Source organism: Slackia sp. (assembly GCF_977041755.1).
Genome location: NZ_CDRRGL010000055.1, coordinates 1 through 12,059, shown reverse-complemented (window position 1 = coordinate 12,059; position 12,059 = coordinate 1). Strand labels below are relative to the sequence as shown.

Here is a 12,059-nt window from a genome sequence, read left to right as displayed (position 1 = left end):
TCGATCCGTTGTTGATATAGGGAAATCCCAGTTCGCTCGCCCATTGCGGATACAACTTCGCGCCTTCTACGTTATAGCGCGCCTTACGGGTGCCGGGCTTCGGATCGTAACCCGCATGCACGATTCCGCTGTTTGCACGCGTGGCGCCATCGGCCACATCGAGTCCGGCCTCAAACACTGCAACTTTCAATGCGAAACGGGCGCATTCGCGAGCCACGCAACAGCCCGCAACGCCCGCTCCCACAATAGCGACATCCACTTCGCGCATGGAGCCCTCCTAGCGACGGTAACGGCATAATGCTACATCAGTGAACTTTTTTCCGCGACACCGTTGGGCGAATTTGGTCAAATGGAAGAATGGGCGTTGGGGCGCTACAGCGTCTCGTTGCGCTCGAAGAACGCCGCAGCGTTTTCGAAGCAAATGGCATTGGCGATTTCGGCGCCGAATTCATGCGCGAACAGCGTATGCAGCTCGCCTACGCGCTGCGCAGGCTCGAGCCAACTCGGCACATCGCAGCCGTCATAATCGCTGCCAAGAGCGATAGTGTGCTCGCCGCCGAGTTTCAGGAAATGGTCGATGTGGAACAACACGTCATCGCGCGTAGGATCGGCGCCGTCTTCTCGCACGAAATCTCGGCAGAAATTGAAGCCCACAATGCCGCCGCGGTCGGCGAGCGCGCGGAACATATCGTCAGTAAGGTTGCGCGGGTGGCCGCACACGGCGCGCGAGTTCGAATGCGACGCCGCGAACGGGCGTGAGCTCGCCTTCACCACGTCCCAGAAGCTCGTGTCGTTCAAATGCGACACATCAACCACCATGCGGCGCTGCTCCATAGCGCGCACCACCTGGGCGCCGAACGTCGAAAGCCCATCGGTCGTAACATTGCCCGACGCGATGGCGTTTTTGCCGTTCCACGTGAGCGTGAGCATTTTCACGCCCGCGTCGGCAGCTGCGTGCAGGCGATCGAGCGAACCCTCGATGAATGAGCCGCCTTCGACCGCGAACATGCCAGCGCATTTCCCATTATCGACAATGCCGCGAATATCGCGAGCGTCGTGCACCTGTTCAATGAGCGCCGCATGCTCGGCAAGCTGAGACTGGAAGAAATCGTGCACGGCGCAGAAAACCTGCCAGCCCCAATCGGCCGGCATATGGTCGGGAATGAACGCCGCGAAGCACTGGCACCAGGCATACTGGGCCTTCGCCATGCGATCGAGCGCGATATGGCAATCGTTGCTCGCGAGCGAAGACATGCGCGCATCAGGAATCGCAGCGTCTTGCTCCATGAAGCCAGCGTCGGGAAACGACTTATGCAGGGCGAGCCTATCGAGCGTGTCGCAATGCAGGTCGAAAATATAAGTCGGTGCGGTTTCAAATGGCATAGTTGCTCTCCTTTGCTCGATGCGGCCGAACGGGCAAGATGCTGCTCGGTGCACCGCTCGGCGCCGGCACCCCGCATTGGTGCGTTCGTTCAATCATCGGACATGATAGCCCCGTTTTTCAACACGGCGAGCTTTTTTCCGAAGCGACGGGCGCCACGCGGCTCATGAGAATAGCTCGCAGGCAAACTCCCCTGGCGAAACCAGCATGCCACTCGATGTATAGCGGCGGGTTCCCAACACTATGAGCGCTCCATGAGCACGCCGCCTGATTGGCCGGGGGCCCAACACCACCACACCGCTCCACTCGCAGGCGAAAGCCTTCAGCGCAATTGGCGAGACGGACCCATGGAGCCTCTCAACGCGTTCGGCTCACTCGCAAGCGCAGCGACCAACGCGCCGCCTGGCACGCAGGCAGACTCTTTCGGAGCAATTGGCACGCCGTTTGCCTACAGGGCCTTTCAGCACGTTCGCCTCGCTCAAAAGCCCGGCAAGCAGCGCGGCCTCCTACGTTCCGGGCCCTATCCACTGCGAGGGCTCTCGTTTTGTCCCAATTTCCCTTTTTCTGGCACAAATTTACGGTTGTGAACGATGACGGATGTCTCAGGAAGAGCCTTCCGTACCTTAGGAATTCCGTGAACTGGGGTTATGCATTTTTCCAAACACGATGGAGCTCATGAAATCGTTCACAACCGCAAATTTGTGCCAGGAAATCGTTTTTCGGGACCAAAATCAGAATTTGGCTCCGAATAGCTCGCAGCTGCTTGACCCCCGAGCAAACCACGGCCATGCGACCGGCCCGAACCGCCCGCGCCCGATCGGAATCGCATGGCCAAGGCCGCTCGATTCTGGCCGATCGATTTATCCGATCGACTCGAACCATCCAATCCGAATCAAGATGCCCGACCTAGACCAAAGCAAAGTGCCCAGCCCGTGCCGAAGGCTCCGAATCAGGCTACTCAACCTAACGCCCGGCCTGACCGTTCGCTCCGCTCTCCCGACCCACTCGTTCGGGTCGCTTACCGAACACGGCCCCCTCTGCCCGACTCTTCCATCCCGAATCTTTCGGCCTGGCCACGCGGCTTGGACCGAATCGACCAGCTTGCTTGAATCGAACCGTTTGCCTGGTCGAGCCGAACCGCCCAGCCTGCGCCAAAAACCCGGCCCAAACCGTTTAACTCTGTGTTACTCAACCTGAGCGAGCCACGCCGCATATTCGTCAAGCTTTCCCGCCATCATTTTCGCGCAGCGTTCCTGGATGGCCTTCGTTATGGGGCCTGGCTTTGGACCCGCTTTTCCAGGCTTGCCTATCGTGCAGCCGTCAATCGAAGAAACCGGAATCACGCCACGCACCGCATCGCACAAGAACAGTTCGTCGGCAATGCAAAGATCGGCACGCGTCATGCGTTCTTCAACGATAGGGACATCGAGATCCATGGCAAAGTTGATCACGGTGTCACGCTCGACTGACTCGCGGACACCACACGCGAGGGGCGGCGTGGAGAGCACGCCATCGCGTACGGCAAACACGGTTTTGCGTGCACCGGAGCATACGTCGCCCGCTTCGTTCAGAAGAATCGGCTCGTCAAAGCCACGCTGCCTCGCCTCGCGCAAGGCGAATGCCGCATTCGCACGAGACGCGGCAAGCTCTGCTTGCGGCGGCAACGCGTTGTTCGAAATCGCACGCCACGAGGAGATTCCCGCGGTGGCCACTTCGGAATCGGAGCACGATAAACCGCGCTCGCCCGAATGAGCGCCTTCGCCATCGCGGAATGACCCGTCGGCGCCGGGAAGCGAGTCGCCGCAACCGGAGCACGCATCGCTTCCTGCGGAAATCGATTTAGCCTCGCCCGAAAACGGCATGCAGAATATGGCAACGCTCGCCCGTCCGCCCAAAGGAAGCGAGCCGTCGATTGGAGCCGCGCCGCCGAAATACGCGATGAAACGCACAATACCTTCGTCGCACCCGTTGGCTACACTCGCCTTCGCGACCTTAAGAGCGGCTTTTGCGAGCTTGCCCGAGGTGTGCGGCAGTTCGATGTGCGCGATTTTCGCCGAACGTTCGAACTGCTTTACATGGTCGTCCACACGAAACACGAAGCCGCCGCGCTCGTTTTTGAACAAGAGGGCATCCTCAAGCACGACCATACCGTCCATAAGTGAAGCACACGAAATCGCGCACGTTGCCTCGGCAGCCGCCACAAATTTGCCATCGAGCCATATGGTTTTCGTTTCCACGGAATTCCTTTCGAAGCATAAAAAATGGACGGCCACAGAACGGTCAAGCAGGGCGGCACTCGCTCGGAGCATTGCCCGCAATGCGGACAGGTCCCGAGGGTTGCCAATCAGGCGCCTTCGGAAAGCCGCCCGACCCGTCTCGCCTCCAAAGGAGCCCGAGGGTGTTGCTGTGCCCCGAAGGGCCCGGGCCGGGGTTTTGTCGAACCGCTCCGACGTTATTCGCCGTATACGTTGTCGAGCGCAGTATGATCCCACTTCACAGGGGCGCCGCATTCCTGAACACTGCGAATTGCAAGCACTTCCATGGCGTCGACCACGACCATGCCGTGCGATTTCGCGGGCGCATTAATCACAGAAAGCTCGGTGCAGCCCAGAATCACGCTGTCGCACCCTTGCTCACGCAAATGGGCGCTCACCTCGTCGAACGCGCGCATGTTTGCGGGGCGGCCACGCTTCACGTCGTCGTAAATAATGCTCATGACCTTCGCCTGATTTTCGGCATCGGGCAGCACCGCTTTCAGACCATATGCCTCGAGCTCGTTTTGCAGCACGCGCGCGTGCCCCGTGCCATCGGTCGCCATGATGCCCACGCAGCGCTTGCCCGCAAGAGCCAAATAGCGCGCCGTTTCGCGCGGCATGTGCACCAGATGCGCCGTTTGCAGACCAGCCGACCATTCGTCGCTGCGATAATGCCCAGTCACACACGGAGTGGCGAGCACCTCGCATCCCAAATCTTCCAACTCAAGCGCAGCCTCGTGCAACGGCGGCAAATACGACTCATCGCTTTTACCCAAAATAAACGCCGTGCGATCAGGCGTTTGCGGACGATTCAAAATGGTGATATCGAGATGGTCCTGATCGGTTTCCGCCTCGGTAAGGTCGATAACGCGCGCAAACAGGGTCGCCGTTGCCGCCGGACCCAATCCGCCAATAATTCCGAGCTTCTTGTAATTCTCGTTGCCCATACGAAGCCTCTTTTCCTACCGTTTGGCGGTTTGCTGCGCTTTCGCGCCGCTCGCCCGCCCAGCTTCCTCGGTTTGCTGCCATGAATTATAATCCGCAAGGTTTCAATGCCATTGCAACAGTAAAGATACGGTAAGGAATCCATGGACCCCATAACGCTGCTCATCGTGTGCCCGCTTGTGTTTCTGGCGATGCTCGTCGACGCCATTGCGGGAGGCGGCGGGCTCATCTCGCTCACTGCGTACCTGGTAGCCGGCCTGCCGCCGCACGTCGCGCTGGGCACCAACAAGGTTTCGAGCGCCATTGGCACCGTCGTTGCGACGGCCCGCTTCGCAAAAAGCGGCCTCATCAAAATCAAACTCGCAATTCCCGCCGTGATTTTCGCGCTCGCAGGTTCCGCCATCGGCGCGAAGGTTGCGTTGCACACACCCGACGGCGTCATTCAGATGATTATGGTGTTCGCCCTGCCCGTGGTCGCGTTTTTCGTGCTGCGCAAGCGCGCGCTCGACGTGCCCGCCGACGCCACGATCTCCACGAAAAAGCAGATCGCCATCATCGCCATTTCGTCGTTTTTCATCGGCATGTACGACGGCTTCTACGGACCGGGCACGGGCACGTTCATGCTGCTCGCATTCACGGCGGCGGCGAAGCTGCCCGTGCGCGAAGCGAACGGCGAAGTGAAGTGCGCAAACCTCGCGTCAAACGTCGCCGCGCTCGTGACGTTCGCCGCCAATGGCACCGTTTGGTGGGGCCTGGGCCTTATTGCTTCGGCGTTCGCGATTGCCGGTAGCTATGTGGGTTCGGGATTGGTCGTGAAAAACGGCGCAAAAGTCGTGCGCCCCATCATGCTCGTCGTGCTCGCGCTCTTGTTCGTGAAGGTGCTTTACGACCTGGTGTTTTAGAATCGCGATTTTCAAACTCGGGCGAGTTGCACCCTACGGTGCCCCCTTGCAAACCCGATTGATTCCATTTCCCTTCACAAGTCGCGAGCGAAGAAGCCTCGCGAAAACGGCATTTTGCTCGATAAGCCCGCGAGCCCCACGAATTCCAAACCAAAAAAACGGCCGAGGCGGTTCAATATCCGCCTCGGCCGTTCGTCGCTCCGCGGGCAACCGAGCGAATTCGTCTAAACGAAACGCCCGATTGCCTAGATGAAATGCCCAATAAGGAAACCAGCAATCACGCCCACCATGGCCACAAGCACGGTGAACACGCTCACGAGCCAATCGTGGCGGCGGTCTTCTTGACGATGGCGCTCGATTCGCTGAATCTCGGCGCGCTCAGAATCGATGTAGCCCACATAGGAATATCCCTTCGCGAGCACTTCCACCACATAGGGGTTGCCCTCTTTGTAGATGGCACCAATCATGCCCATCTGGTCGAGGCGGCGCATAGCCGCGCCCGCTTCGGTGTCGCGCTTGATGAACGCAAGCGGCGCCTGGCGACCTTCCTGCCTGCGCGCGGTCTCGAGCTGGATAAGCCGGCGAAGAACCTTCTCGTCGTATGTGCTCAGCCTGTCTTGCATGCTCGAAACCTTCCCTATCTCGCTCGCGTGCGGCACCCTTTTCCGCACCCAATAATTACTAAAAGATACGAGCAGTATAGCGCACCGACGCGCGAGCTTCGAAATTCATTGCTTTTCAGCGCAAATCGGCGAGTGCGCGGGGGTTGGTGGTACCCTGATAGCCGTTTAATTCTACGCCAAGGGAGACGGCATGGACCAGGCAAGCCTTTTCGATACTGAAGTGGCCAGCGAAAATGAGAACGCGCTCGGCAAGGGCGACTCGAAGCGCGCGGAAGACGCCGTGGCTTTGACGGAAAACGCAGGTCGAGCTGCGAAAGAAGCGAAGCTATTGAGCAAAGAGGACGTCGCCACCGCCGCCAAGGCGCCCGAACACGCGCAGGCTGCCGCACGTGCGGCCGAGCTTCGCCACTTGCTCGACTACCATGCCTATCGCTATTACGCGCTCGACGCGCCGGAAATCACCGACGCCGCCTTCGACAAGCTACTCGTCGAGCTGCAACGCATCGAGGCAAAGTTCCCCGACCTGGTCACGCCCGACAGCTACACGCAGCGCGTGGGCGGCTACGTGGGCGAGCAGTTCGCACCCGTCACGCATATGGCACGCATGTATTCCATGGACGACGCCATGGACTTGGCCGAGCTCGACGAATGGCTGCAGCGCGCCGAAGACGCGCTAGGCACAGGCAAGGCCGCATACACCTGCGAGTTGAAAATCGACGGCTTGGGCGTGGCACTCACGTATGAAAACGGCGCCTTCGTACGCGCGGCGACGCGCGGCGACGGCACAACCGGCGAAGACGTGTCGCTCAACGTGCGCACTATTCGCGACGTGCCCATGCACCTGGCAGAAGCAGGCCTCGCGCACATGGGCGCCGATCGCAACGCGCGCATCGAGGTGCGCGGCGAGGTCTATATGCCCAAGGGCAGCTTCGCGCGCCTGAACGAGGAGGCCGACACGGAAGGGCGCGCACCGTTTGCGAACCCTCGCAATGCCGCTGCAGGCTCGCTTCGCCAAAAAGACCCGAAAGTCACCGCCAAACGCGATTTGGCCACGTTCCTCTATGCCGTCGCAAGCACTGACCCATTGCACGTGCATTCGCAACGCGAGTTCTTGGACTGGCTGCGCGACGCGGGCTTTTCGGTTAACCCCAACGCAAAACGCTGCACCTCGCCTGCCGAGGTGCATGAGTTCTGCGCGAACGCGCTCGCCCATCGCGTCGACCTCGATTACGATATCGACGGCGTGGTGGTGAAGGTCGACGCGTTCGAGCAACAAGCTGACCTGGGTTTTACCGCCCGCGCGCCGCGTTGGGCCATCGCATTCAAATTCCCGCCCGAAGAAAAGCAGACCGTGCTGCGCGAAATTCGCATTCAGGTGGGCCGCACTGGCGTGCTCACGCCGGTCGCCGAATTCGACCCCGTTACCGTAGCCGGCTCGACCATCGCGCGCGCCACGCTGCATAACATCGACGAGATTCGCCGCAAGAACGTGCGCGTGGGCGACACCATCGTGGTGCATAAAGCCGGCGACGTGATTCCCGAGGTTGTTGGCCCCGTGCTGGAAAAGCGCCCTGCTGGCGCCGTTGAGTGGAATATGCCCGCGCACTGCCCCGCATGCGGCAGCCCTGTGGTGAATGACGAAGGCGAGGTCGCCTATCGCTGTGTGTCGATGGATTGCCCCGCGCAAACCAAGGAGCGTCTGTTGCATTGGGTGAGCCGCGGCTGCATGGATGTCGACGGCCTGGGCGAGGAAATCGTCGACAAGATGCTCGAAGCCGGGCTCGTGCGCGACGTGAGCGATTTCTACAAGCTGAGCGTCGAAGACATCGCCACGCTCGACACAGGTCGCTTCTATTCGGCAGCCAACGCCAAGCGCGGCATCGAGGCGGGCGACCCCATTCCCGTGGGCGCGAAAACCGCGACGAAAATTCACGATGAGCTGGAAAAATCAAAGCAGCAGCCGCTTGGCCGCGTATTGTTCGCCCTGGGCATTCGCCACGTTGGAAAAAGCGTCGGCGAAGTTATCGCCGCGAAATTCCCCTCGATCGACGCACTCATAGCCGCTCAGGAAGAAGACATCGCTGAAATCGATGGCATTGGGCCGAAAATCGCCGCAAGCGTGAAGCAGTTCTTGGCCGTGCCCGAGAACCTTGAGGTCATCGAGCGTTTGCGCTCGGCCGGGTTCCCGCTCGAAGACAACGCAAGCGATGCAGCAGCACGCGCGGCGAAGGAAACCGGCGTTGACGCATCGCTCGCAGAATCGCAGCCGCTCGCGGGACTCACGTTCGTGCTCACTGGCACGCTCGAAAACCGCACGCGCGATGAAGCGGGCGCAGCGCTGAAAGCGCTCGGCGCCAAAGTCACGGGCTCGGTTTCGAAAAAGACGAGCTTCGTGGTGGCTGGAGCGAATGCCGGATCAAAGCTCACGAAGGCCGAAAGCCTCGGCGTCGCCGTGCTTGGCGAGGCCCAGATGGAAGAAGTGCTCGCCACGGGGGTCGCGCCGCAGGCGTAGCGACAGGCATCAGCCCGTCAGCGGCATCGTGCTCGCGCGAGCGTGTCCAAGCGAACGCCACACACCTCGCCCAAGCAAGACGAAGGGGCCGCGAATGCCGTAGGGCCCTCGCGTCTTTGGGGCCCCGCACACGAACGCCGTCATCCAACCAGGCGTCGGCGGCGTTTCGCGCTGATTCATTCCCGCGCGTTGGGCACCCAACGCTTCGCACCCGTGCTTGTTCTTCGATTAATCTCCGAAAAGCCTGTTCAGAAGCCCCTTGCGCTTCCGCTTTTCCTCACGAAGCGCACCTTGGCTCGCCGCGGTGGCCCCAACGGCCGCCGCGTTGCCACCAATTCGAACAATCTCGTAAAGGAAGGGCGATTTCACGTAACGCACTTCGACAGGCGTCGCATGCACGGTGCTCTCGCTCGACAGGTGCACGCTCGGGCTCAGCGGCGCAACCACATGGGTGTCTCGCTTCTCGTCGAACACGACGGCAGCCGCGCGGCCCGTTTGCCCGTTCACGGCAATGCGCACCTGTTCGCCCTCGCGGCCATCGGAAATCGGGCGGTCGACATAGAATACCGGCACGAGCATGAGCGCCGACTCATGCTTCCTCACCTTGCGCGACCACTGGCGCATGCTGTTCTTGCTGAAGCCGAACGCGCTTTCGGCGTCGTTGCCCGCGATTGAATAGGCGAGCTTGTCGATGACGGCGCTGTCTTTTTGAATCCCTTCGACCGCCACAATGCGGAAATTTCCCTCTTCCATGGCGGGGTCGAACGGCACAACCTTCGAGAAATCCCACGGCTCAAGAAGACCCATGAGAGGCACATCGACGTAGTGCGTTTTGGGATACGGCCAATCGAGCACCTCGTAGTACACGAGCGATTCTTTCTTCATTCCCTTGCCGGGGAACGACACCATCATGCGCAAATCGGCAAGCGCGACGGGGATATACATGAGCACCATCTGGCTTCGAATGGCCTCTTCAACCGCGTGGCCGGCGAACACCTCGGGGTACTGCCGCACGAGTTGAAGGGCATTCGCCCGGGCTTGCTGCTCGGAAATGCTGCATGGAATCGCCTGCTCAGGAACGTATTCCGCACCGGTTCCCATCGTAAGGCGCTTGCTGAACTTACCAGGCTTGAGCAAATCGCCCGCGCCGATTTTATTGCCGCACGAAGGGCACTCGAACACGCTCTGGGTCGACTCGCCCTCAAACGCGGCACCGCAGAAGGGGCACGGAATGCTCACGTGCGTCGCCTGCCCAAGCTCTTCGGCGGTTCCTCGGTCTTCTTGGAAAAGCCACTCGAGCAGCGACGAGTTGCGCCAGTAAGGCTCGAAATAGTACCAATCGGCATCTTTCGCAGGCTCAAGCTGCGATACGTGAGTCAGCTTCATCAGGCCGTCGACCATCTGAATCGGCTGATGGCGAATGCCAACGGTGTCCGCCGGCTGCTGCCCGCCAGCCTCCCACGGCACGCTCGTTCCGCAATATGCGCAATCGAAGCATCGCGTCGCCTGGTGGGAATACATAGGGCCGCCGCAATTTTGACACTTGATGGCGAACATCTCTTCCATGGCCTGGCCTCCTTTGCGTGGGTTGCTGCCTTACAGCATGCAGCAACGCCCGCATTCGCGGCAGACCCCCATGGCCCAAATTTGCGCGCTATTCCTGATGAAAAGGCTAGCTTGGCGAAGGCGCCCCTACCAAAGCGTATTCGTGCGATCGCGCCCAATGGGCAGGCTGAACACGATGGTGTCGACGGCATGCACAATGGCGAACAAGCCCAGGAACAGGCCAATCGAGGAAGGGAACACGCAAATAAGCACGCCGAGCACGATTTCAGCGATGCCGGAAATGCCAACCATGGAACCAAGGCCTGCGCCCACCAGGAAAAACGGGCGTGCCGCGACAAGCTGAACAACGCCGAAAAGCACGACGCCAATGCCGAAAACCCACGCGATCGTCGCCATACCAACCGCGGGGAACATGAGCAGCAGCACACCGAGCAGCACGATCATGGCGCTGAAGAACAGGTTCCATACGCTTTGCGAAAACAGCGTGTTGCGATAGCGCACATACGAAGCAACGCCAATGCCACCAGCGACAATCACGCACACGGCGATAATCGCAGAAATGCCCATGAGCACCTCGAACGGGCAGAACACGCACACAAGGCCGAACACCAACATCAGCACGCCCGAAAGCAGTTGCATCCAATTGACCGACCCGCCCTTTCGGCCGGGGCGGAACTCGCTGCTCGAATCGAGCACCTCTACTTGAATGTTGTCGTTTGCCATCGCAGCCTCCTTACGCTCAAGCCACTTATTTGGCATGGTTCGAGTATGTGACCAATTCCCGTCGCACGCACGAGTTTTGCGCAGGTTGTTTCCAAATCGAATACATCGGAAACCGAAGCGCGAAATTCGAGGGGCCCGTGCAACGATCGGATAAAACAGGCCTCTCCAAGCAAAAAGAGCAAAGGCCGAATCGCCGCATTGGGGAAACCTCATCGGCGATCGCACGCCGCGTCACCAAAAGGCAGTCAAGCTGATGAATCGTCGCGTTTGCCAACTTCTACAGTTTCCTGTCGAGCGCACGAATAGCATGCGGAAGGTGCGCGAGCACGTCTTCCGTCGTCACGCACAGCTCGGCAGAATCGGCAGCGGCAAGCACACCGGCGCGGGCGTGCACGAACGCGCCCAAGGCGCAGGCATCTTTGGGTTCCATGCCACGTGCGAGCAGTGAGCCAATTGAGCCTGCGAGCACGTCGCCCGTTCCCGCCTTCGCGAGCGCCGGCGTGCCGCACGTAAGCACGAGCACATCATCGGCGCTTTCCTCATTGCCGTCGGCGATATAGGTATCGGGGCCTTTCAGCACGCATATCACGCCAAAGGCCCTTGCAATAAGCAGTGCGTCAAACGCCGCCGCCGGGATGCCTTTCTTTTCGCAACGAGCGCTCGATGCCTGGACTTCTTCAGTATTGAGCGTTGCAAGAATGCGGTCGGCCTCGCCCCTATGCGGGGTAATAACCGTAGAAAGCCCCGCGACGAAGCGCTCGCGCAGCGTGGAAGCGCCCTCGTCGGTTGCAAGCGTCGCAAGCCCGCCGCCATCGACAAGCACGGGCGCCTGTGTGAGCCTAAGCACATCGAGCACCGTTGCCTTCGCCGCATCGCTTACGGCAAAGCCGCTTCCTACGACAACGGCGCACGGGCGCCCCTCGCACGCCGCATGACGATGCTCCACAAACGTGTCAACGGGTTGGCAGACGCACGACGGCTGCACCACGCGCAGCGCGGCAGCGGTCTCGAAGCTTGTGTAGGCGCGAACATAGCCTGCGCCCATGCGCGTCGCAGCCATTACGGCAAGCACACCCGCACCTGCATAAATCGGGTCGCCCACGACGAGTTCACACAAACCGCGCGTGTACTTGTTGTCGTCGGGAAGAAGGC

At 60.3% G+C, this 12,059-nt stretch carries 10 protein-coding genes; 2 read left to right on the top strand and 8 right to left on the bottom strand.

Annotated elements, in window-relative coordinates; translation table 11 throughout:
- The 4 genes from ACWI8T_RS05540 to ACWI8T_RS05525 all read right to left on the bottom strand — a co-directional run.
- Positions 1–268, bottom strand: a 268-nt coding sequence (locus ACWI8T_RS05540; RefSeq protein ID WP_449138243.1) for an FAD-dependent oxidoreductase, incomplete at its 3' end; no start/stop codon positions are given.
- A gap of 104 nt (positions 269–372) precedes the next feature.
- Positions 373–1,383 carry a dipeptidase gene (locus tag ACWI8T_RS05535; RefSeq protein WP_449138242.1) on the bottom strand — a complete coding sequence of 337 codons (1,011 nt, stop codon included), beginning with the start codon at positions 1,381–1,383 and terminating at the stop codon, positions 373–375.
- 1,182 nt (positions 1,384–2,565) lie between these two features.
- Positions 2,566–3,618 carry an aminotransferase class IV gene (locus ACWI8T_RS05530; RefSeq protein ID WP_449138241.1) on the bottom strand — a complete coding sequence of 351 codons (1,053 nt, stop codon included), beginning with the start codon at positions 3,616–3,618 and terminating at the stop codon, positions 2,566–2,568.
- A gap of 215 nt (positions 3,619–3,833) precedes the next feature.
- Positions 3,834–4,583: an aspartate/glutamate racemase family protein gene (locus ACWI8T_RS05525; protein WP_281668475.1), complete on the bottom strand. Its 750-nt coding sequence runs from the start codon at positions 4,581–4,583 to the stop codon at positions 3,834–3,836.
- Positions 4,584–4,724: 141 nt separating this feature from the next.
- Between ACWI8T_RS05525 and ACWI8T_RS05520 the strand changes: the two genes are divergently transcribed.
- A complete protein-coding gene (locus ACWI8T_RS05520; protein WP_302886324.1) occupies positions 4,725–5,483 on the top strand; it encodes a sulfite exporter TauE/SafE family protein in 759 nt (252 codons plus the stop codon).
- Between the two features lie 245 nt (positions 5,484–5,728).
- Here the strand turns inward: ACWI8T_RS05520 and ACWI8T_RS05515 are convergent, their stop codons facing one another.
- Positions 5,729–6,106: a histidine kinase gene (locus ACWI8T_RS05515; RefSeq protein WP_114615595.1), complete on the bottom strand. Its 378-nt coding sequence runs from the start codon at positions 6,104–6,106 to the stop codon at positions 5,729–5,731.
- Between the two features lie 190 nt (positions 6,107–6,296).
- On the opposite strand from ACWI8T_RS05515, the gene ligA reads away from it, so the two are divergent.
- Entirely contained in the window at positions 6,297–8,618 is a 2,322-nt protein-coding gene (gene ligA, locus ACWI8T_RS05510; protein WP_449138240.1) for an NAD-dependent DNA ligase LigA, read from the top strand.
- Between the two features lie 228 nt (positions 8,619–8,846).
- On the opposite strand, the gene ACWI8T_RS05505 is transcribed toward ligA, so the two are convergent.
- From ACWI8T_RS05505 to ACWI8T_RS05495, 3 genes are all read right to left on the bottom strand, one after another.
- The gene (locus ACWI8T_RS05505; RefSeq protein WP_449138239.1) at positions 8,847–10,184 is read right to left on the bottom strand and encodes a hypothetical protein; all 1,338 of its coding nucleotides are present in this window, start codon (positions 10,182–10,184) and stop codon (positions 8,847–8,849) included.
- Positions 10,185–10,310: 126 nt separating this feature from the next.
- Positions 10,311–10,907: an HdeD family acid-resistance protein gene (locus tag ACWI8T_RS05500; RefSeq protein WP_449138238.1), complete on the bottom strand. Its 597-nt coding sequence runs from the start codon at positions 10,905–10,907 to the stop codon at positions 10,311–10,313.
- A gap of 277 nt (positions 10,908–11,184) precedes the next feature.
- Positions 11,185–12,059: ADP-dependent NAD(P)H-hydrate dehydratase (locus ACWI8T_RS05495; RefSeq protein ID WP_449138237.1), on the bottom strand; the 875-nt coding region annotated here is incomplete at its 5' end.